At 56.0% G+C, this 22709-nt stretch carries 16 protein-coding genes; 11 read left to right on the top strand and 5 right to left on the bottom strand.

Translation table 11 applies throughout. The features are described 5' to 3' along the window. Nucleotides 1–287: 287 nt before the first annotated feature. The 7 genes from Pla52o_RS22905 (at nucleotide 288) to Pla52o_RS22875 (ending at nucleotide 8442) form a co-directional block, all read left to right on the top strand. Nucleotides 288–818: a hypothetical protein gene (locus tag Pla52o_RS22905; RefSeq protein WP_146596958.1), complete on the top strand. Its 531-nt coding sequence runs from the start codon at nucleotides 288–290 to the stop codon at nucleotides 816–818. Between the two features lie 537 nt (nucleotides 819–1355). After that, complete coding sequence (locus Pla52o_RS22900) at nucleotides 1356–2081, top strand: hypothetical protein (RefSeq protein WP_146596957.1); 726 nt, start codon at nucleotides 1356–1358, stop codon at nucleotides 2079–2081. 2539 nt (nucleotides 2082–4620) lie between these two features. Further along, the gene (locus Pla52o_RS22890) at nucleotides 4621–5091 is read left to right on the top strand and encodes a DUF6585 family protein (RefSeq protein ID WP_146596956.1); all 471 of its coding nucleotides are present in this window, start codon (nucleotides 4621–4623) and stop codon (nucleotides 5089–5091) included. Nucleotides 5092–5238: 147 nt separating this feature from the next. Further along, nucleotides 5239–5736, top strand: a complete 498-nt coding sequence (locus Pla52o_RS22885) for a SecDF P1 head subdomain-containing protein (RefSeq protein WP_146596955.1) — start codon at nucleotides 5239–5241, stop codon at nucleotides 5734–5736. A 943-nt stretch (nucleotides 5737–6679) separates the two neighbouring features. Continuing rightward, nucleotides 6680–7102 carry a hypothetical protein gene (locus Pla52o_RS22880; RefSeq protein WP_146596954.1) on the top strand — a complete coding sequence of 141 codons (423 nt, stop codon included), beginning with the start codon at nucleotides 6680–6682 and terminating at the stop codon, nucleotides 7100–7102. A gap of 352 nt (nucleotides 7103–7454) precedes the next feature. Further along, nucleotides 7455–7613 carry a hypothetical protein gene (locus tag Pla52o_RS27135; protein ID WP_197169447.1) on the top strand — a complete coding sequence of 53 codons (159 nt, stop codon included), beginning with the start codon at nucleotides 7455–7457 and terminating at the stop codon, nucleotides 7611–7613. 292 nt (nucleotides 7614–7905) lie between these two features. Beyond that, complete coding sequence (locus Pla52o_RS22875; RefSeq protein WP_146596953.1) at nucleotides 7906–8442, top strand: hypothetical protein; 537 nt, start codon at nucleotides 7906–7908, stop codon at nucleotides 8440–8442. A gap of 801 nt (nucleotides 8443–9243) precedes the next feature. Here Pla52o_RS22875 and Pla52o_RS22870 read toward each other — a convergent pair. The 4 genes from Pla52o_RS22870 to Pla52o_RS22855 form a co-directional block, all read right to left on the bottom strand. Further along, a complete protein-coding gene (locus Pla52o_RS22870) occupies nucleotides 9244–10437 on the bottom strand; it encodes an exo-beta-N-acetylmuramidase NamZ family protein (RefSeq protein WP_231612576.1) in 1194 nt (397 codons plus the stop codon). A gap of 26 nt (nucleotides 10438–10463) precedes the next feature. After that, nucleotides 10464–11669, bottom strand: a complete 1206-nt coding sequence (locus tag Pla52o_RS22865) for an exo-beta-N-acetylmuramidase NamZ family protein (protein WP_146596951.1) — start codon at nucleotides 11667–11669, stop codon at nucleotides 10464–10466. Nucleotides 11670–11671: 2 nt separating this feature from the next. After that, nucleotides 11672–13207, bottom strand: a complete 1536-nt coding sequence (locus Pla52o_RS22860) for a sodium:solute symporter (RefSeq protein ID WP_146596950.1) — start codon at nucleotides 13205–13207, stop codon at nucleotides 11672–11674. A 253-nt stretch (nucleotides 13208–13460) separates the two neighbouring features. Then, nucleotides 13461–13649 (bottom strand): hypothetical protein, encoded by a 189-nt coding sequence (locus Pla52o_RS22855; RefSeq protein ID WP_146596949.1) that lies wholly within the window; start codon nucleotides 13647–13649, stop codon nucleotides 13461–13463. 19 nt (nucleotides 13650–13668) lie between these two features. Here Pla52o_RS22855 and murQ point away from each other — a divergent pair, with 19 nt between their 5' ends. Together murQ and Pla52o_RS22845 are read left to right on the top strand one after the other, a co-directional pair. Further along, complete coding sequence (gene murQ, locus Pla52o_RS22850) at nucleotides 13669–14571, top strand: N-acetylmuramic acid 6-phosphate etherase (protein WP_146596948.1); 903 nt, start codon at nucleotides 13669–13671, stop codon at nucleotides 14569–14571. A 12-nt stretch (nucleotides 14572–14583) separates the two neighbouring features. Further along, nucleotides 14584–15525 carry an N-acetylglucosamine kinase gene (locus tag Pla52o_RS22845; RefSeq protein WP_146596947.1) on the top strand — a complete coding sequence of 314 codons (942 nt, stop codon included), beginning with the start codon at nucleotides 14584–14586 and terminating at the stop codon, nucleotides 15523–15525. A 167-nt stretch (nucleotides 15526–15692) separates the two neighbouring features. Here the strand turns inward: Pla52o_RS22845 and Pla52o_RS22840 are convergent, their stop codons facing one another. Further along, complete coding sequence (locus tag Pla52o_RS22840) at nucleotides 15693–18836, bottom strand: DUF7133 domain-containing protein (protein WP_231612575.1); 3144 nt, start codon at nucleotides 18834–18836, stop codon at nucleotides 15693–15695. A 1113-nt stretch (nucleotides 18837–19949) separates the two neighbouring features. Between Pla52o_RS22840 and Pla52o_RS22835 the strand changes: the two genes are divergently transcribed. Both Pla52o_RS22835 and Pla52o_RS22830 read left to right on the top strand, forming a co-directional pair. Next, nucleotides 19950–21200, top strand: a complete 1251-nt coding sequence (locus tag Pla52o_RS22835; protein ID WP_197169445.1) for an MFS transporter — start codon at nucleotides 19950–19952, stop codon at nucleotides 21198–21200. A gap of 3 nt (nucleotides 21201–21203) precedes the next feature. Continuing rightward, entirely contained in the window at nucleotides 21204–22703 is a 1500-nt protein-coding gene (locus Pla52o_RS22830; RefSeq protein ID WP_146596944.1) for a M81 family metallopeptidase, read from the top strand. Nucleotides 22704–22709: the final 6 nt, after the last annotated feature.

The raw sequence follows: 22709 nt of genomic DNA, 5'->3' as shown, positions 1-22709 counted from the left end.
TGTAGAATATCATGACCGACGTCGTTCTACAGGAATGGTTCGGTTTACGACTGTCAATCTCGCCATTTTCGCTCCCTGAATGACTACCTGTTCATCCTGCAGCAGGTGTATCCTGATGGTAACGGCGGAACGCAACAATAATCAAGCGATGAATGCGGAGCGGCCGATCTCGCGTTTTCACAGTGGAAGATCAACCGCGGCCACCCGGTTAAGCTCAACGTTGTTCGAATTGAAATATTCCTTTGCCTTTCCACATCCCTGTTCTAAAGGACGTTACGATCATTCGAATGCTTCTCGTGTTTGTGTCGCTTTGTTCATTGGTTCTCTCTGGTAGTGTTGGTATCGCATCTGATACCGGCACGAGTGAGCCCGTCTGGGCCGCAGTGGTACAACATTCATCTTCGCAAGAAGGTGGGCCTAAGTACCATGTGACGATTACGAGCGGTGCGAGATTTGATTTGATATCAACGATTGTCGACGCACTCGCCGTCGACAACCCCGACAAGATCACTCTCGCGCCCAAAAAAGAACTTGAACTGAAATTCCATAGCAGTCCAATTCTGGTTTTGAAGGTTGATAAAAGAACCGCGACGATCGCGCCCGATGATCGTTTCCCGTACGCGGTGACTGAAAGTCTAGCGAAGTCGCTAAAGTCACTTGGCACGCCTGAAATCCATGTGTCTGCGTTGGATGATTTGCTGAAACCGTTGCCAGAGCTAAAGCAAAGCGGCGACCCATTTGGCGATCCGTTTCACCGAAGATTTGCGTTTCGCCAAACAGAGTTGGTCGATCTAGAGATTGAAGGAACGGAAAACTAGAAGTTCTGTAGCAGGCTAGGGCTGCAAACCAAGCAATGCGACAAATACCCATCGCATTGCGAGTGGCCGTCCGGTGCACCGGAGCCAGCCGTAAGCGGAAAGGGCTAGTTGAGACTTAACACGCCCGGCCCGGTGACCTCTACCGTTTTATCCGACTTAAATTGAACCGAACGCCAATAAGTTCGCCACACTCAGTGGCTTCGGATCTCTAGCATCGAGGAAATGGCAGACTCTCATGACGCGACCCGGTTACGGTCAGCATTCGTCAACTCAATCGCGATCGAACGTGACGCCAGTTACATGGAACACTCGCGAGTAATGTCGTTACAAGATTCGTTCACGGAGAGAACACATGAAACTGACTGTACTTTGCTCGTTGCTTGGACTCTTCGCGTTGGCCAATGCGGGTGAATCAGTCAGTCGAAAGACAACGCAGCCGAATGTGTCGCCACTATTCGATCGATGCGTGGAAATTGCCAATCAGCCGCTTTTTGATTTCCCCATCTCACGTGAAGTGGGTGTGTCAATAAACTATGAATGGGAGCCGCCGAAACCAACGGATACTCAGGTTTTCAGCTTCCTGATCGCCATGGAAGCGGGACATCGGTAAACGCAACTCCGCATCGCAAGCCGCCGCGACCAACGGGAGTCGTGTTGTGTTCCAATATTGCAGACCTAAGTGATGTGACGAACCCAGCAATGCTCTGCGGCGGCGAAGTGGGCTTTTTTGAAGTTGCCGCTGTGACGTTACTGAAATGGTCAATCATGGGCGGCAACGTGGTTACGCCATCGGAGCATTCAGGATTCATCGGCGAGGTCGAACTGAACGAGAGCCCATACATTCCGCCACACACATCGGATCAGTCCACGACAACAAGAAAACCTCATCGCACCTTTCGAGGCCCGTTGCTCTACTTTGCTGTCGCCGGATTGCTCGGTGCTGTTTGTGCGATGCCGCTTTTAGCGCCTACCTCAATCTACACTAACCCAAATCCGATTGGATACCTTGTAATCTTACTCAGCCTGCCGATCGGTGGGGTGGTATATCGTGTTCGGTCACGGAATTGGCCAATCGACACCACCGTCCGGCGACGCCAGTGGCGAGCCTGTCTAGCAACGCTACTGCTACCAATCGCTATCGCAATGATGACGGGGATGCGAGCACAGGGATTTCACATGACCATACTTGGCGGGATTGTGTCTGTCGCCGTCATGTTCGCTATACTGATCTCTGGGCAACGCCGTGCCAGGAACATGGCGTGACCATGGCATCCATCCAAGCCGCGTTGGCTGGACAAGTTGCTAATCGTAAATCGTTTTCCGCGGCTGGGTGACTATCGCTGTTACCCGAGTAAATGCATGAAGCGAAATGAGTCGACAATGCGACCGTCGTTTGTGGCACTTTGGATTCGATCGCTGACGAAGTCGGACCTTCACTCGCTAATTGAAGACGTGAAACGTGGCGATACCGACGCTGCAACACGAGCGGTTGCGTTCGTGACCGCGGAGAGCTTGGGGATGTGGCACAACCGGGCTCGTGCGAAACTGTGTCGGTACTTCAAAAATCACCCGCCGTCTGACGATCAATGCAAATCCATGGTCGACGCAATCGTCAATCGCCTTATTGATGGTCGGTTCTACGAGCAATTCAAAGACCAACTTTCGATGGCCATACGGTTTGCTCCTGCTCGAATGGCGGAAGCTGCTGATGTAGCATCTTGTTCCAACAGAGAGTACATTCGCAGGTATGCAGCCTGGGTGCGTCGTGCCGTTGACTCATCGGCCACTGTCCCAAATGGCGGGTAACAATGCGATGCACGGCGGGTCGTAGTTATTGAAGTGGATGATCACTCACGGCGACCACGTGCTCGCGGACGTTCTTGCTCTCCGTCGATGCGCAGTGGATTGCCACGCTCCGTGTCGGTTGCTCGATTGCTCGCCGCTGCCAACCGAGGCAGTGCGGCCCTCCACGGCAAAGCCTTTCGTGTGCGATTAGCGAAGATGAGTGTTCTTTCCGACTGAAACACTCATCGCCACGAATAAACACTAATTGTTGCGCGGTCTCGCCCACGTCCGACTTCCAGCGCAGTCGATGATCGCTGGTCGTCGCCGAGTTGCTTGTTTGCTGGCTTGCTCGGTCGCCTGTTGCTCGGGCCCTATTCGGCCCGTATTCTAAGGTTTGTGGATCTCGTCCGATTGGCGAGTCGTCTGCCACTCAAGCCCAGTGCAAGAACCATGTGTCGCACACGAGATCACGAGCTGGGTTATTGGGGCGATAGAGAATCGTCCGGGCAATCCGTGTGAACATCAACGTTCTGGGATGGAAGAAGTTATGCAGTCGAATCGGTGCGACTAATCTGCGCGGTCGATGATTTGATCGCAACATCGTGAGGCCGATCCATTGGTTCGCGTTGGTGCCGTCAACGCTCGAAATCAAGGGACGCCGCAGACGCTTTGAACCAGGCGACGCGCTGTCGAGGCTCTTTCTCCACTGCATTGCCGACAAAAACATGTGGGGCAAAAAGACGTCTAACGTATGGGAAAGAACACAACGCCGTGATTGCCAAGATCCATTCTTCATTTTTTTTGCCAGACATCTTTTTACCTTCAACACGATCCATACGTTCGGATTGAACAGGAGGTCGCAGAGTCAACGGAGATGCCGGTCAATTCTCCTCTGTTCTCTCCGTTTGCTCCTGTTCGTTCATTTCTTCTTGCGGCGACCAACCTATGCTCCATCGTTCGCGGACAAATCGTGCGCTGACGATCAAACTCTGGTATCCTTTTGGGGCACTTGTTCTGACGGTGGCTCGTCCGCTTGGATCGGGTGACCGCCACCGTTCTGGCATGGAAGTAATCACGAGGTCGATCCAGTCGTTCGCGTTGATATCGTCAACGCTCGAAATCAAGGGACGCCGCAGACGCATTGAACCGGGCGACGCGCTGTCGAGGCTCTTTCTCCACTGCATTGCCGACAAAAGCATGTGGGGCAAAAAGATGGGTAACGTGTGGGGAAGAGCTCAACGCCGCGGTTGCCAAGATCCATTCTTCATTTTTTTGCCAGACATTTTTTTGCCTTCAACACGATCCATACGTTCGGATTGAACCGGAGGTCGCAGAGTCAACGGAGATGCTGGTCAATCCTGCTCTGTTCTCTCCCTTTCCTCCTGTTCGTTCACTTCTTCTTGCGGCGACCAACCCATGCTTGCACGTGTGAGTACAACTCTTGCGCTGCCGATCGAACTTAGCTGCTCTTGATGGGCGCGGACTTGTTCTGAGGGTCGGGGCAATACCCGGACCAAAATTGCCAGAGCCAAGCCGTGCACCCGCAGGACGACTTGCGTGGTTTTGCAAATGGAAAATCAATCTTCCGTGCTCGATGAATTTCAGCGTTCTGGCATTCGAAGTTGATTTCCGGGGACGTGTTTTCGCTCTGCAATGCTCTGGGGCTTTGCGTTGATATGAAAGTGCAGCGTTTAGTAGAGGTGTGGTGCCGAAATGCTGCGCGGCCGAGGATTTGCTGGATGCTGATGGGGTGACAAGCTCGGTTTGGATTGGGCGATTTGATGTCTTTCGAAGAAAGCCAGTGCCATCCGATGCAACCGAGCGGCGAAGTCGGGCGTTTTGAAGGGGAAGATTGACGGTCGGCGCGGGTTGATTGGTGTTGATTGGTAACGTTCGCTGTACAGATAGCGTCGACGACGCCTTACTCAAATTAACGGGAGTTTTGAAGTGGATACCTCCACCTGCAGACCGGAATCACTTGGACGTTTAAAAAACGCTTCAACCAAAAAATGAAAACGTGATCGCTGATTATTTAATTTCATTCCTGTTTCTTTGCGGCGGTGGATACTTGGTCTACGCAGCGCAACAGGACTTTGAGCCAATGGGAGAGTATATCATGGCGGCAGCTCTCTTCGTCGCTGCGGTGGAATTTGGTTATTACGTGAGAAGATTGTCTCAGTCGAAAGTCGCTATTCATGAACAGGGGTTCGTGGTTCATCGAGGATCAAATCGACCCACGTTTGCTTGGGATGAAATTGAGTGCCTTACCGAAAGGGTTGTTCATGAGGGCTTGCCACTTAAGGGCGTCACCGGAAAACTCTCCGCACGTATAATGGGAAAGAAAGCATATCGCTACACCGTTGCACGAAACGATGGCGAAGCGTTCTTATCCGACAATAACGTTGTGCCGCGTGGGGCCTTGCTTGCGGGGCCGCTGCGGACAGCACAGAGGAGCCATGACTTTCGATGGAGTACCGAAACGGATTGATCGCCGCAGAACGAGCGGCACGAATTTGAATCGCACCTGCGAAGCATGCGATGAACCGAAGCGGCGGTGGAAAGTTTGGCTCCAAGGGTGGAGCAAGTTCCCCCGTCTATCTCTTGTTACCATTGTCCCACAAACATCGAGACCGTTATGAAATGCATGATCCCGCTGGCATTGACCGTCGTGCTTTTGGCCGGTTGCGAACCGGGAACGACTGCGATTCCTGGCCCTGTTCCGCCGGGCGTAATAATCGAGATCTACGCTGTGGCCGCAGTGGAGGGGCTAGGCACGAAGGCTGCCGTTGACCCGACCACAAAGGCGACGATCAACTTGGTCGGCCCCCCCGTGGTACAGACTTCGGATATTGCGACGGTCGCAAAATCGATGATTGAGATTGAGACGGTCGGTGGTGTAGAACCTGCCGAGTCGGTTCCCGCTCTCGAAATCGTATTGAATCCTGCTGGCACGAAGAAGATGCTTGCTGCAACCACTTCTCCAAATTCGTCGACGCTTGCCGTACTCGTGGATGGCCAGGTTGTTTCAGTACCACAAATCTTCAGTCCCATTAACGGCTCCTTCCGCGTTACGGGTGACCATCGCGACCCTTCGTTCCTGAACGCTATTTCCGCGGTAACCGGGCAGCCGTAGCGATACCCATGGCGTGAACCAGAGCGGCTGAGAACGTGTGACTAAAAATCAGAGTTTGCCGCGGCCGCAACAAGTTTTTGCAAATGGAACATCTACTCACGTCTCTGCGTGAACTCCGCCTTTATCGGACTCAGAACATGATGTTTGGCTTCGTTGCCAATTCGGTATTTGTATCAATGCCCCGCTCGTCAGACGGATGCCTTGACCCGCGTTCAATCTGAGAGTTCGCCGCCAACGGTGATGTGCAACGAATCTCTATCCGCGTTCGCTGATCGAGAAGACGCTGAGCTGTGTGGCTCGTATTCTGATACTGGCCACCTCGTTTGCCTCGTTGGCGGCGATGTCTTTACGTAGGGCTTGGTCGGTTGAACCGTGCGTCACAGGAAACGCTTTGCGCGGTTAGGCCTTGAGGACGGAACCCGTGGTCGCAAATTCACGTCGTCGGTTGAACCGTGCGACGATCGCTGTCGACGCTACCGCGGCGATTGATCGTCGTTGTTTGCCTTGCATTTTGTCCCTAATGCAATTCCGTCATGCGGCGCTCATTCGCGATGAATAGCGTGATTCGTGGGCAAACGTTTAGTGCGAATTTGCGCCAAGAACTAAGCGAATCTGCGCGAATCTCAATGCTCGCGATGCGGACTTGATCGTGATTGTAGAGTGCGAAGGGATGCCGGTTGAGAGCTGTTGGCTGGGAGCCCGGATGCGTTAACTGCCCCCTTCGGGTTCCGAGAGGGGGCGGTGGGTGAATTGGACCAAGAACAGATATCGCGATACCACGAAGCAGGAATCCGTGGCACATGGTGAATACAAAGCGTATCCTAAACCTGAAAGACCCTCGAGCGACTCGCCCGAAGCACGGAAGTGACCGAAATTTGATGGATCGTTCACTCTCCGTCCCTGGTGATCGGATTGGAATTCACGCTTGTTCAAAGGTGTTTGAATGACTCGTCGAACAAAACGACTGCTCATCACCGCGATGACGTTAGGCGTGATATGCATCTCCATTGCGGGATGGAGTGCGGTCAAGGTGGTCGCTTGGGCTCGTGGCCTTCCAAACCGTATCGTGATTGACGGCGACGGACTGGCCGACGCATTTGGTGCCGCGGTTGTCCAGTCATACCACGAGGGCCTGATCAATGGTGATACTCCGACGCAAAGTCAAATCATTCGTGACTTCACCGCTTTGGTTGAAAACAACGTCGCCGCTCAAAGGTGGGTCCGCACGGAATACGCGAATGACCTTCGTCAGCTGACTTTATCACCAAACGCTGACGTTGCCGCCCTTGCTGGCACGCTACTCACCTTGCTGCCTGAATCACCAGACCCCGTTCAATGCCATTCAACAGATCAAGGTCTCCGGTAACAATGCTGCGCACACGGATTGTGGCTTGCATCATTTTGCAAATGGCGAGTCGGCTCTGCGTGCTTGGTGGCGACCGAGGTTCGGGGAGTAATTCGAACTACGAAATCGAAAGGGGCCGCTCGAATCGAAAGGGGCCGCTCGTGAAACTTGATTTGAACGACCGCGTCGCACTTGTTACCGCTTCCCTCGCTGTTTTTGATTGCCAGTCCGAATGACGCCATCGCACCCGTGCCCAAACTGTTCCGAACAACGTTCTGCGTGGGACGCCAGCTGTGATTCGTGTGGCTACCCAAAGCACGCTCGCGCCGTATCATCCGAGTGTCATCGCCCTGCCACGGCGCTGCAGTTTCATTTGTGCACCATTTTTGCCGCGGTCACCATCGCCGCAGTGGTCTTTGCGATCTTACGTGCTGTCGGATACGAGGGACTTTGGTTTTCGATCGAGATTGGCGCGGCGTTTGTTCCGCTGGCTCATTTGATTCGCGCGTTCCACAAGAACCCGATCGCTTGATTTGTTCATTCAACTTCGACGATCGTTGCCGGATGGGCTCACGGTCGATATTTGCACGGTCCTTCGATGGATCGGCTATGCTGGTGTGTCCGCAGCCCCTGAACTGGTTGACCTCGACCCGCAGCTCCCAGCAACCGATCACCCCACGATGGCGGTGAGCGGCGGTGAATGCCAGTTGGGGCTGCTTGCCAGTCAGTGCCCGCCGTCAGTCTATCGCCAACGCTCTTATGCGATGGAGGTCCGGTCGAGATCCAACGACTAACCCCGTGTGCTTGGAATTCAATTTCGCACCGTGTCCCGCTCCCCCGCAGACGAGGATGGTTACGACATGTTCCGTTCCAACAAAAAGGTGACCGCAATGAAAGCGTGCCTCCACTCTTTGTTCTGTCTATTCGTTTTTACGACGTTGAGCGTCGGAGCACCACCACGTGACGAACGCAGTAAACCGTCTGACCCGCACGCCAATGAAACGGCCTTCGATGAAGCTGTCGATGCGCAGCCGAAGCTACTACGCATCTCGGGGCAATTTGATGGTAGTGGACGGATCGTCTTTGATCGCGATGCCGTGCGTTACGTACACAAACACTGGGCACGCCCCAAGAAGGTGCTTTTCGATGGAGAGCCTTGGATCAAGTTGCATCGGACTCCCACGCCATGGCGAGATTTCGGAAATCGATTGGATCTATCGAAGGCAAGGATCGTTAATCGTCAAGGTCGAGACGTGATCGCAATTGAGCATACGCCGGACGGTTTCGATATCTATTTCAGTGACTCGCCCGTTGGAGCCGCCGACTACGCTGTGACTCTCGCCATCCCTCGACGAAACTGAAATGAAGTTTAGAAGGCCGATCCACTTCTTGGATCGCTAATTGGCTTTGAATGCCAAACCGTTGGTCGGGGCCACTCTTGTGCGCGTGAGCTGCTGTTGCGCTATCGGCGTTCATGGAAGAAGCGGAGCGGTTCGATTGGTTGGTCGCGATGAACGCGGGCAAAGTTTTGGCCGAAGGAACCGCTGCTGACTTGCGTACGAAGACGAACAGCGAAACGTTGGAATCGGCATCCGCGAAGTCTGGCCGCAATTCGCCGCGACGGCCGGACTCGGGCTGCTGTGTTTTTTGGACAGCCTAATGCTGTTCCGCCGCTCGATTGCCGCGAGCCATTGAGGCAAACGTGACCGGTACCGCAACACTCTATGGCCAGTGGTGATGCTGGTGGAGTGACATCGCATTGCAACGCATGGCCGGGGGGACTCGGTCGGCAAGATTCGAAAAGCTGCCTGTCATGCGATGCGGCACCTGAACCTCAGCAGACGCGTCGGCGACCACGCGTGGAGCGATGAGAGGCAATGGAGGATCGATTGGTATCGCGACGCAGGCCCCGCATTCTGGAGCCATGCCAAGGGCAGGGCATGGACGTACACGAAGAACGATTTTGGCAAGTGGGGGCTAAGGGGACGGGGCTAAGGGGACAGTGATCGTTTTCAGGAACGTCCCCTTTGCCGCGGCCGAAAAAGAGAGTCTGGACTTTGACGGCCGGACGTTTATGCAAAAAGATAGATGGCAAAGAGTTGAATGCGGTCAGTAGAGGACGGGAGAAGCATTTCGAATCATCAATTGGATACTCCACTCGCTCAACCGCGAAAACGCTGCTCGCTGGGATCGTAGATTTGGAATTCGAACGTTCGTTGGTTCCACGCGGTGACATCGACTTCGGTAAGTCCGTCGACCGTCTGGCCCGAACCTAATCCCTCTCGTAACTTGTTGCTGCCGTAGATAATGTCGATCGGCGGCTTTCGTGTCTCGTACTCGTAGGGTGGATCGAGCCAGCGAAAATCATTGGGCCAATGTTGTTGGATCACGGAGAGGATTGCGATCGATGTTTTCAGTGAGCGGAAACGTTCGGCGTCGGTGATGTGAATGGAGACGCCTCCACAGAGCTGGTCTCGCCATTTGTCAAAGGTAGGCCGAAAATAAAGCGGCAAAAAATGGACGCCTGGTAGGTCGATGTCGCCTAGGGCTTGGATCATGGTATCAGGATCGATAAACGGAGCACCGACGACTTCGAATGGCGTCGTGGTGCCACGGCCTTCGGAGAGATTGGTTCCCTCGAGCAAAACTTGGCCAGGATAGATGATCGCGGACTGGGCGGTGGGCAAGTTGGGTGAAGGTAATAGCCAGTGCCGACCGAGTGCTGCAAACAAGTCCTCCGGAGACCATCTCTGAACGGGGACAATCTCAAGCGAAACATCGATTTGCAACTCGGATTTCAGCAGCAACGCTAGTTCGCCCATCGTCAATCCATGACGCATCGGAACGGGCGCTCCGCCGACAAAGCTGCGATACGCGTCCTCTAACAAGGGGCCTTCGATGATCCGGCCGCCGATCGGGTTGGGCCGGTCCAACACCAGTACCGCGACGTTTGCTTCGGCACACGCGTGCAGGCACTCCAGCATCGTCCACACGAAGGTGTAAACACGTGTGCCCACGTCTTGCAAGTCGATCACAAAGCAATCGAGTCCGGCGAGCATCTCGGGTGACGGTCGCCGCGAGGCGCTGTACAGACTATAGATCGGAACGTCCAACCCCGCGTGCCAGCCGTGGTCGGTTTCGATCATATTCGCTTGGGCGTCGCCCCATAGCCCATGCTGAGGTGTGAACAGGGCGGCGATTTGGCCTGGATACGCATCGTGCAAGACATCGCAGGCCAAACGAAGGTTGCGGTCAACCGAGGCGCGGTTCATCAGTAAACCGATCCGCGCGGATCGGAGCGCCGGGGGACGCTCGGCCACGCAGGCTTCGAGCCCAAGCATGATTTCACGCTTCATCAATTTCACGGTTCTCTAAGGAAGGATTAGCGATACAGCAAGAACGCTTCGCGGCGGCGTATGAAGTCGTTCAGCTCGTTTTGGTAGGCCGCTTGCAGTTCGTCAATCGATTTGCCATCGAGAATCCCATCGCGAGTTTTTTCGCTAACCAGCAATCGGTTCAGCGACGTTGTCTTCCAATCCTTGGGATAGAGTCGATGCAGCGTAATAGCCAGCAACAAACCGGTTTCGAGCGGATCAAAGCTGGCTCGGTCGATGACGATGATGTTCACGCCGCCACACGTTTCGGACTCGTACTTACTCGCGTTCGGGGTGAACTCGACCGGCACGAACCGCACTCCTTTGAGTGCGGCGGCGTTCAGTTCCCTCGCCAGCGTGAGGGCATCGATCCAGGGGGCGCCGAGAAGTTCGAAGGGAGTGTCAGTACCGCGTCCCACCGAGACGTTGGTGGTTTCCAACAGCCCGATTCCGGGGTAGAGCAACGCTTGGTTCAAGCTGCGCATGTTCGGTGACGGGTTGATCCACAGTCGTCCTGTGGCGTCAAACATCTCGCGGCGATTCCAGCCCTCAATTGGAATGGTTTGTAAATCGAGATCAAGTTTCCATTCGGCTTGGAACATCCTTGCCAATTCCGCAATCGTCATGCCATGGCGTACGGAAATCGGGTGGTATCCGACGAACGACTCGCCGCCACGATCCAAGACAGGGCCTTGCACGGTGATCCCATCGATCGGGTTGGGGCGATCCAAGACAACGAAGCGAACGCGGTGCTCGGCCGCTGCCTTCATCGCGCCGCCCATCGTCGAGATGTAGGTGTAGAAACGCGTGCCGATATCTTGAATGTCAAACACGAGTGTGTCGATTCCTGCGAGCATCTCGGGTGTTGGCACTCGTGTTTTGCCGTACAAGCTATGGACTTTCAGACCTGTCAATGAGTCACGTTGATCCCCGATGTTCTCATGGTCCAAGACGCCGGCGAAGCCATGCTCGGGACTGAACAGCGCCACTAGGTTAACATTCGGCGAATCATGAAAAAGCTTGACGGTGGAAACGCCGCGAGCGTTGGCCCCCGTGTGATTCGTAATCAAGCCAATCTTGCGACCGGCGAGTTGTTGGAAATGGTCTCTTTCGAGCACATCGATGCCGGCGAGAACTTGAGCGGGGGCAGTCCGCGGCAACGCCGTAAATAGAGCAACGGCAAACAACAGAGAAAACAAAACGTTTCGGTTCATGTTTATTCCTTGTCACGCATCGAGTCATCCTCGACGGTAGACGCAGCGGGTGCATGGAGAGGGGAAATCAATTGACTCGCAAGGTAACCGCAGACAAAGGTGGTCAGCGATCCAATGATCGCGTACCAGGGCCAAGCAATGGTGGTTCCAAATTTGATCCCGGTCAAAACCGCGATCCCGCAGACCATCCCCACCAGGGCACCGCGTTGATGGGCCGAACGGGTGAACATGCCAAGCCCGAACACCCCGAGCAAGATGCCAGCGGTGAAGCCCGCGATCGCCAACGCATCTCCGACGACGCTGCGTGACACGTAGCTGGCTCCCATTCCAATGGCGATTTGGAGTATCCCAAAAATGATGGTGAAGGAACGGCCGGCCAACAGCAGTTTGTCGCTGTGATCGGGATGAGATGGATCGTCGCCGACCTCGGGGTAAGCCCAAGGCGCGTAGAAATCCGATACGGCGGCAGCGGCGGAAGAGTTCAGTGAGCTGGAAAGGGTCGACATCGCTGCGGCGAAGACGGCGGCCAGCGTGATTCCGACCAAGCCGATCGGTAGATGGTCGACAATAAAGGTGGCAAAGACTTCGTCGTTGTGGGCGAAGGTTTGGGGATCGACATTGGTGTAATAGGCGGCCAAGGCAACGCCCAGCAGTAGAAACAGGGCGAATTGAGCAAAGACCACAAAGCCGCTGGCGATGACGGCGCGTTGCGCATCGCGTCCGCTGCGCGCACAAAGGTAACGCTGGACAAACATTTGGTCGGTGCCATGGGTGCCTAGCGTCAGCACAGCGCCGCCGATCAAACCCGACCAAAACGTATACGTTTCGCTCCAAAGGTTAAACGTGGCGGTCGATTGCCAGCGGAAATCGAGGATGTGAAAGCGCCCGGTCGAGTTGCCAAATTCGAACAACTCAGACCACCCGCCCGGCAAGAAGCCGACTAAGATCTTCAACGCCAAGAAACCGCCAACCATGTAGACGACCAATTGGATACAGTCGCTCCAGATCACGGCCTTCATTCCGCCAAAGAACGTGTACACGATCGTGGCGATCCCGATCACGGCGATGCAGAGGTGCAGGTCGATTCCGAGCACCTTTTCGAGCGCGATGCCGGCTAAAAAGAGCCGCAGTCCGTCTCCCAGATTCCGCGTGATCAGAAACAAAAGGGAGGCACATTTCTTGCTAGCCCCGCCGAATCGCTGTTGCAAAATTTCATAGGCGGTAAAAATTTCGCCACGACAGTACAACGGCACCAGCACGATCGCTACGATCACGCGGCCCACTAGAAATCCGAACGCGAGTTGTAAGAAACGCATGTCGCCGTCGGCCGCGAACGCGATTCCCGGCACACTTAAAAATGTGGCGGTACTGGTTTCGGTCGCCACGATCGAACCCAGGATCGCCCACCACGGCAAATCGCGTCCGCCGAGCAAGTATCCCGATAAATCCTTCTGGTCACGCCCTACCCAAAGCCCCAACGCGACCATGATCAGCATGTAGAGGACTAAGATCGCAGCGTCGATCGAACTGATTGCCAAACTAATATTCCTGTTGGAAAGTCGCTCTTGAGGCCCCCCGATGGATATCGGAAACCTGGCGAGGTGTAGGGAAAGCGGAGGCAGTGGGACGAACGTGAACTCATTTAATCATCGGGATCACTCCTGTGACAAGCAGGCGGGCGGCGAAAATAGGGGAGAAACCAAAACGCATTATGTGCCAGACGACTGACACCCCAGGCAATCGATTGACGTCACTTCGGCTTTACCATGTCACCGAAAATGACGAGCCACGCTATTCTACAATACCGTGTTTCGTTTCTTGAGGTTGCTTGTTATGACAATGCATGATCGAGGCCATCGTGGAATCATCTTTGGGGTGGTCGTCGACGATCCGGTGCCCCCCTAATTCGCTGGCCCCCGCGTTCGCTGCGACCCGCGTTCGATCCGTGTCGATTGGCAACGAAAACGATGAATCAACCATCTGCAAAGAACAACCAATTATGCTTGAAAAACTGACTACGGAAGCTCGCAATCCTGAGTCGAGCAAAATCGATTCGCTCTCGGCGCTCGAGATCGTGCGGTTGATGAATTCGCAAGACGCCAGCATTGCTGCGGCCGTGGCCACTCAAGCGGAGTCGATTGCGGCCGCGATCGATGTGATCGCCGATCGTTTTCGCGCGGGAGGTCGACTGCTTTATATGGGGGCGGGCACCTCCGGCCGCTTGGGGGTATTGGATGCCAGCGAATGTCCGCCGACGTTCAACACCCCCGCCAAGATGGTGGTCGGTTTAATCGCAGGCGGCCGAGACGCGCTAACGCGAGCGATCGAAGGCGCCGAAGATCACCCCGAGTTTGGCCAGCGAGATTTGGCCGACCATCACGTTTGCGACAAAGATGTGGTGATGGGGATCGCGACGAGTGGGCGAACGCCTTACGTGATCGGCGGTCTGCAATTCGCCAACCAAGTCGGTGCGTTCACGATCGGATTGAGCTGCAATGCCGATTGCGAACTGAGACCTCATTGTCAAATCATGATTTCGCCCGTCGTCGGTCCTGAAGTGATTAGCGGTTCGACCCGCATGAAGGCGGGGACCGCCACCAAGATGGTGTTGAACATGCTCACCACCGGGGCGATGGTCCGAATCGGCAAGACGTACGGCAATTTGATGGTCGATCTACGCGCCACCAATGCGAAGTTGAGCATGCGATCTTGCCAAATCGTTTCGGACATCACGGGCATCGCACCCGAGGAAGCTCGCCGTTTGTTGGACCGTTGCGATGGCGAAGTGAAGACGGCAATCGTTTCGCATTTGCAAGAAGTCACTGCGGAGGCGGCGCGTCAACAGCTGGCCGATTGCGGGGGACATTTACGCCGCGTTCTCAACCAAGATCGTCCTCAATAAAAAAACAGCGTGATGCACCAAGACGACTTGATTCTAGGTATCGACGGAGGCGGTTCGAAGACGGTTGCGTGGTTGGCTCGTCGCAATCACCAATGCCGCACCGAAACGATCGGTCGTGGACGGTCGGGACCCTCCAACGGCCGCAGTGTCGGGTTCGACCAAGCGACCGCGAACCTCGACCTCGCGATCGACGCTGTGTTTGCGGACGCCAAGCGAACCAGGACAACGGTGGCGAGCGCGTGCTTGTCGCTGGCCGGTGCCGATCGCGAGGCCGAGCAACAGTTGATTCGCACGTGGGCCGAGCAATGCCAATTGTCGCATCGCATAACGATCACCAATGATGCGATGCCGGTGTTGTACGCGGCGTCGCGTGATGGAGTCGGCATCGCATTGATCTCCGGCACTGGATCGCTGGCAATCGGACGCAGTGCGGACGGATCGACGGCGCGGTGTGGAGGTTGGGGTGGTTTGTTTGGTGATGAGGGAAGCGGCTACCAAATCGGAGTGGCTGGTTTGCGTGCCGCAGCCCGCGCCGCCGATGGACGCGGTCCGCAAACGAGCTTGCTGCCGAGCATCCTCGAGCATTACCAAATCACCAGCCCAAGCGAATTGATCCCGGTCATCTATTCCGAGCAAACCAATCGCGCGTCGATCGCTCGGCTTGCCTTGATTGTGTTCGCAGCTGCGGAGTCGGGGGATGTTGCCGCAGGAGACATTATCGAGTCCGCCGCGGCGGAGTTGTGCGAGATGGTCACAGCGTTGGCAACGCGTCTGGGATTTGCCGAAACGCCGTTTGCGTTTGCCGTCACCGGCGGCGTGCTGACGCAACAGCCACGTTTTGCCGATCGTCTGTGTCAGCTGCTGTCGGATGTGGGGCTGCAACCGCAGATTCATCCGATCCGCGAACCGGTCGCCGGAGCGGTCTCGATCGCTGCGACCCAGCTAAACGCCTAGGCAGGAGTTTTTACGCAAAATCAGCCGCATGGCGTTAGCCGCGGTTCCCGCAACAAACGCGACCGCCGGCCTTTAACTAATGCATTTTTAATTTTGCTGTAGCTCATGTCGCCAGACGGTGGACCGCGTTCTTGCGAACGCAGCTACGAAAGCGAACCCGACGGGAACTACTTCGCCGATTGCAATAATGCCATCAGGTCCGAGAGCTCTTCGATTGTCAATTGCTCGGCCAAGCCGGCTGGCATCACCGAGATGTCGCTCGGTTCAAGCAGTTCGATCTCTTCGCTTGGGATCACCACCAATCGTTCGGCGGTGACTTGCAGTTCGATGGTTTCGGGGGTGCGATGTTTGATCAGCCCGTTGTAGACCTGGCCATCGATCGTCAACACGCGAGAGCCCTGGTAACTCTGTTCTTGGCGGGCGCTGGGGAACAAGATCGCTTCCAACAACGCGTCGGGTGTCCGGCTGGCGCCAATGCGAGTGAGCTCGGGGCCAACGTCATGTCCGACGTAACCGATGCGGTGGCAAGCACTACAGGCTGCCTTGCTGCTACGGAACACTTGCAATCCGCGAACGGGATCGCCGCTGCTCAGTCGGGCCAGTGTCTTGTCGACCGTGGCCTTGACGTCCGCCGCGGGACGGATCAAATCCGCGGCGGTCTGCTGGGCCTGTGCCTGCAGTTCCTTGGATGATCGTTTATACAGATTCGTCAAGTAGGTTTGCGGCAACGTTTTCGCGGCAGGCAGGGATGCGAGTCCCGCCAGCATCTTGGATTGGATTGCATCATTGCTGGCCCGATGGACCGCTTCGATGGCGGTCGTCAAGGATTGCGAGGGGATGCTTGGCAACGCATCGGCCAATTGGCTTGCATCCGAGAGTTTCACTCGCTGGAGCACTTTGGATGCTAGCGGGGCAAGCGTTTCGTCGTCGCTCAAGAACGACGCGACGACCTCTTTTTCGAGTTCGGGATCGTCGACTTTGCGTCCTGCGGGGAGTGCCCCAAGCACACGCAAGCGATGGTCGGTCGATTCCGCTTGACGTGCGATGCGAATGATTGTTTCGGGTAACGAGGACGCATCGGCCGCTTCGATTTGGAGCCGAGGTAAATTTTCGGTTAGCGCCCGTTGCACCGGTTCACTCGCGGCTTCCAACCACGTCGCGATTGGGGCAGCCCAGTCACGTGGGACCTTCGTGGGCGAGATTTGGCTCAGCTGAGTGGCCAAGAACCGTTGCTGCGACGGTTTCGCTGCGGCGGCGTTGCCGATCCAATCGGCGACCAATTGCTGGGTCGATGGTTCGTTCTTCCAACCCGCGACCAGACGTGCGAGGTTGTCCGCAGCGGGGGAATCCGCAGCATCGAGCTGAGTGTACATCGCAGCGATCTTGGTGATCGATTCCGATGCCCATTGAGGGTGCTTGGCCAAAATTTCTGCGGCGATGTCACGCAACTTGGGATCGCTGCTGCTCCAGGCCGTAAAGAACCGAGAGAGCTCGACTTGGTCGCTGCGTCCGACGCGGTCGAGAACCAGCAACACGGCGGTCCATTGCGTGTCGGAGTTAGCCATCGCGATCAGATCGATGGAATTCGATTGCGCGATTTCGATCAATGCGTACAACAAGGAGTGTTCTAAGTGGCGATCGCCGCCGGTATGTTCGCATGCGGATAGTAATGTGGGGGCCGAGGCAGCGCTCGCGATTTGGCCGAGTGCTTCGGCGGCAACGCGGCGGACGGCAAGCGAGGGATGTTTCAGTAAACGCTCGAGTTGCGGGCGCGAGCCCTCGTGGCGGTGAAGCGACACGGCGTGACAAGCCGCTTGCACCATTTGCGGATTGGGATCACGCAGGTGATCGGAAATGGTAGCGACCGCCGCGGGGCTGCCGACTCGGCTAAGCGACCACAATGCGGTCAGTCGGTCGTCGATCGAACGATCCGCATCACGGAGGATGGCATCGAGAGACTTGGTCGCTGTGTCGCCCGCAACCGTCACGGCCAAGCCCGCTTGGCGACGAACCCAAGGCCGCCGATCGTACAATTGTGCTGTCGTTACCGACGCTTGGTCAGCGGCGGAGGAAACGACCACCGGCCCGCGAGCGAAGCCGTTTTGAGCTGTCTTGTCCGTCGAGATTCGATAGATGCCACCTGAGGCCGTTTTTTGATCGATTCGCGACGTAGGGCAACACAGGTCGTACCAACCTCCGGTATCGATCACCAGTAGACTGCCATCCGCGTCTTCGATCACATCGGTGGGATGAAAGTCAACACGGTCGGCGACCACCAAGTCGTGATCGATCGTGCGGAAGCTGGCACCCTCGGGAACCAATTGATGGGCGGTTACTTTTTGCAAATTGAACAAGGCGGCGACAAGGACACGTGTATCCGGGTGCTCGGTGAATCGCGTCAATTGATTGGATCTTAGGCAAGCGAGTCCACTGGGCGCCGCCGGGCCAAGTTGGGTCAAAATTGGCATCAATGGTCCCGTGCGAGGATGATTCGCCAAGACCGAATTCTCTTTGCCGTACACGCCTCCGTAGACAGCGTGGGCGATCCCATCGCGGAGTCCGCCGCCAGGTTGTTGCAAAAAGGTGCTGGTAAAGAATTTCTCGCCCTCAGGGGTGATGGCGACTTCGACTGGATTGTCCATCCCGCCCGTCATCACCGGTTCAATCGGTCCCCCGTCGATGCGGCGACGAAAAATGTGAGCGGCTGAGGTTTGCAGGGTCTGGCCATTAACAAGATCGTGCGTCTGGGCTGCAAAGGCACCCTTGCACCAATAAACCCATCCATCGGGACCAAGATACGGGCCATGTAAATCGTTTGCACAGCCGGTGATCGTTTGCCCATCGAACCAGACTTCACGATCTTCGCAAACTCCATCCCCGTCGGCATCGGTCAGTTTCCAAATCAACGGCGGTGCCGAGACGAGCACGTCGTTTCCCAGACACAAGACGCCTTCGGGAAAGGCGAGTTGCTCGGCGGCAACGATTCGCTTGTCAAACGTTCCATCGCCGTTGCTATCGACTAAACGGATCAGTTTGTGAGGTTTGGTTTTGTTGTGTTCGACGATGGGCTTGGTGACGCCTGCGGACTCGGCGACCACCAAACGACCTTGATTGTCCCAATCGGCGACGATCGGCCATTTGATCAAGGATTCGTTCGTGACCTTTTCAATCCGCAACCCCTCGGCGAGCGTGAAGTGAATCCCATCAATCTCGGTGGTCGAACTCGCTTGGTTTTGGGCAACCGCGATCTGCGAAATCAGGCTGGAAATGACTGACAAACAGACAATCGAGAAAAGCGGCCGATGGAGCATGGTGCACATTGTTCGCTACAGGTTTTTTTGGGGGAAATAAGGCAGGAGGGGGGCGCGGTGTCACAGTATAGGTGGCCATGTCGCCCGATTCCATCACGTAAGGAAGTCCCAAGGTGCATGAGGGCGGATTCGACGATGGCACGGGGGCCAAACTGGGGGGCGTCAAGCCGAGTCACGAATCAGTCATGATTATAGGAGTCATGATTATAGCGAAACCGTAGTCGTGCGGTTGTGGCGTTGATTTGCATGGCCGGAGCGTCTGTGTTTGAAGTGAGCGACGGTGTTTGAAGTGACGGTGTTGCCGTTTTTTCTAGCAATACACATCCCCACGCGTCCGTAACGGAGTGACTCAAAAAGGTTCTCCTTCACTTGCACACAACTTGGGCATACACACCGAGGACGCTGCGGGTTCACGGGTGCAAGCGGTTGAAATGTTCTTTTTGTTCCCGTTTGTCAATGACGCGATCAATTCAAGGTTGCGTTCAACAGACGCCGTGGCCGGCGTGCAATTACGAGGCTGGTTTCGGCTGCGGGACTGGCTTCGTTGAGGTGAAACGCCTTTCGGCGCGAGACTCGACTCGCAGACAAGAAGGTGAAACGATGCGTGAGGACACTGTGCTTGGTGAACCGCTAACGAACCTTTAATACTGACACGGATGCAAGCGGTTGTGGTTTTCGGTTCGTCTGCTGCGGACGCCACTAAGGTCGCAGGCGAATTTGTTACGGCAAGTGGCCAAGGGACGCTGCTGGTTCACGGTCGTAGGTAACTCGGGTGCGATAGCGCATCATTGTCGTTGTGTACCTGCGTACGTGGGGGAGTGTTGATGTGAATGATGTGAGTGTTGAGCATCGTCGATGCTTTTTTTAGCAGAAACTGGATTTCTCAGTTTCGATCGGATAGACTCCAGCCTCCCCAAAACGGTTCGTGCTTTCCCCCAGGGTTCGCGGACTGCAGATCGGACGCCGTCATGGCCGTGCTCCAACCCGGCGCGGGCTCGACCGTTCGAGAGTCCCACCGGAAGCTACCTGCACCGTGCCTCACACCGAATGTCGATTGTGTCGCGGGCATCGCGTTTAGAATTCCAATCCTCCAACCCCTGGCCCGCGCAGATCGTGACACAAGCTGAAATTAAGCAGAGCGGGCGCAAGGCCACGCATTTGGTCGCATTCATGTGGTGCGCCTATTTTTTGAACTACTGCGACCGACAAGCAGTGTTCGCGATGTTCCCTGTCTTGCAGTCCGATTTGGGACTGACGGACCGCGAACTGGGCTTAACCGGATCGATCTTTCTGTGGGTCTATGGGCTGGGGTGTCCTTTGGCGGGGCAGATCGCGGATAAGTACTCAAAACGCGTGTTGGTCGTGTTCAGTCTGGCGATCTGGAGTTTGGTGACGGTGGGGACTGGATTTGCGACATCCGCTTTCATCTTGCTTGCCCTCCGCGCCGCGATGGGGGTTTCCGAATCGCTGTACATGCCCGCCGCGATCGCGTTGACGTCCAACGCCCACGCACCGGAAAAACGCTCACGCGCGGTGGCGACGCTGACGACCGCCCAGATCGTGGGTACCGTGGCGGGCGCGTGGTTCGGGGGCTGGATGGCACATCAAGGATACTGGCGTGAGGCGTTCTTTATTCTCGGCGCGATCGGGCTGCTTTATTGCTTGCCGTACGCGATGTTTTTGCGCACCGTGAACGAGGACGCGGAGGTGGAAACGAAGCGCGCGGACGGCACATTGGCGATCACCGAATTAGTGAAAGTGCCAACCTTTTTGCTGCTCTGCGTTGTCTTTCCCACCTTCGTCTTCGGTCTCTGGATGCTGTACAGTTGGTTGCCCAGTTTTCTCTATGAAAAGTATTCGCTGGACCTTGCGGATGCGGCCTTTACGGCGACCGCTTATCTACAGAGCACCACGTTTATCGGACTGCTTGGAGGCGGCTTCTTGGCGGACAAACTGTTTTTGCGTACCAAGGCAGCGCGGCTGTGGTTGATGGCGATTAGTTTGATGTTGTGCGCCCCGTGCCTGCATTGGATCGGCAGTGCCGAGTCTCTCGATGCGACCCGGATTGCAGCGGCCGGTTTCGGATTGTTTAGTGGTTTTTTCATTGGCAATGTCTTTCCGGCTGCCTTTGAAGTGGTCCCCGCTAATACGCGCGCCTCGGCGGTGGGATTGCTTAATTTTTGCGGAGCGGCGCTGTCCGGTTTTGCGCCACTGGTCGGTGGCATTTGGAAAAAATCAGTCGGCTTGGAGCGGATGCTCTCGTACACCTCGCTGGCGTTCGCCGTGGCCGCCGTCCTATTGGTCCTCGGCATCCTCTATCTGTTTCCCAAAGACTACGAACGAATTCATCACGACGGAGCCTAGCTGATGCCAAGGATTTTGATTGCGGAATGCAAACAAGAAGTTTCCACGTTCAATCCGCAGCTCAGCGGCTACGATGACTTTGCGATTCGTCACGGCGATGAACTGCTCCGCTACCACCGCCGCGTGCGTAATGAAATCGGGGGAGCGCTGAGCGTTTTCGATGCAACCGATGGCGTTGAGATCGTCGCGGGATACAGCGCGGCGTTCATTACCTCGGGAGGGACATTGGCCAAGGAGGCGTGGCAGCGCATCGCACGAGAGTTTCTCGACAGCGTTCGCGAAGCAGGGGCGGTCGATGCGGTTTATTTCTGCATGCACGGCGCGATGGCGAGTGAGGATGAACTCGATCCGGAAGGCTATCTGATGGCGGAGGCACGCAAGATCCTGGGTGAAGACATTCCGATCGTGCTGTCGCTCGATCTGCACGGCATTCTGACCGATCGGATGGTGGAGCACAGCGACGCGATTGTCGCCTACCACACCTATCCTCATGTCGATTTCTATGAAACGGGACAACGAGCCGCTCGGTTGCTGCTGCGAATCGAGTCTGGCGAGGTGAAGCCGGTGACGGCGAAAGTGGCGGTTCCTGCTCTGGTTCGCGGCGATGAGCTGATCACGTCCAGTGGGCGGTTTGGCGAGAGTATTCGTATCGCTCAGCAAGTCGAAGGCGATACCGTGGGGCTTTCGGCGGGCATGTTCATCGGCAATCCGTTCACCGACGTTCCGTCGCTGCAAACGTATAGCTTCGTCGTCACCGATAACGATCCCGAGTTGGCGAAGCGTGAGGCGCTGCGGATCGCAGATCGTTTTTGGGAGCACCATGCCAAGATGCGAGTCCCCTTGGCCAGTCTCGATACGATGGCAAGTGTCGCTTGCGCCCACCGCGAAGGGACGCTCGCGTTGGTGGATGCTGCGGACGCGACAAGCTCGGGAGCATCGGGCGACAGTAATGCCGTTCTGCGGAAACTGGTCGAAGCCGGCTTTAAGGGACGCACCTTGGTTCCGATTGTGGATGCCGAGGCGGTCGCCCAAGCGTTCGCGGCAGGCGTTTCCGCGACGATTCAAACGACGATTGGCGGCAGCGTGGATCCCGAGCGGTTTCAGCCGCTGGAGATGACGGCGACCGTACGTTCGCTTTCGGACGGTCACTTCCATAGTGAATCGTTTGGGGAACAGTGGTTTGCCGGGCCTACGGCGGTGCTCGAGTCAGAAAACTTTACGCTCGTGGTCAGCAGTCGGGCAGTGAATTTGTACGATCGTTCCTTCTTTTACGCTCACGGCCAGAACCCGAAAGCGTTTGATGCCGTGGTGGTCAAGTCGCCTCATTGCCAGCACCATATGTATGCGGATTGGTGCACGCAAATGGTCAATATCGATGCGCCGGGTTCGGCCAGTGCGAACGTGCCGTACCTTGGTCACACCCGCTGTCCCCGTCCAATCTTTCCGCTCGATGCCAACGTCCCTTTCACGCGTCAAACCCAACTGTTTCAACGATCACACTAAAGACTT

The organism is Novipirellula galeiformis (genome assembly GCF_007860095.1).
GTDB lineage: Bacteria > Planctomycetota > Planctomycetia > Pirellulales > Pirellulaceae > Novipirellula > Novipirellula galeiformis.
The sequence above is the reverse complement of the archived record's forward strand: the minus strand, read 5'-3'. Positions and strand labels throughout refer to the sequence as shown.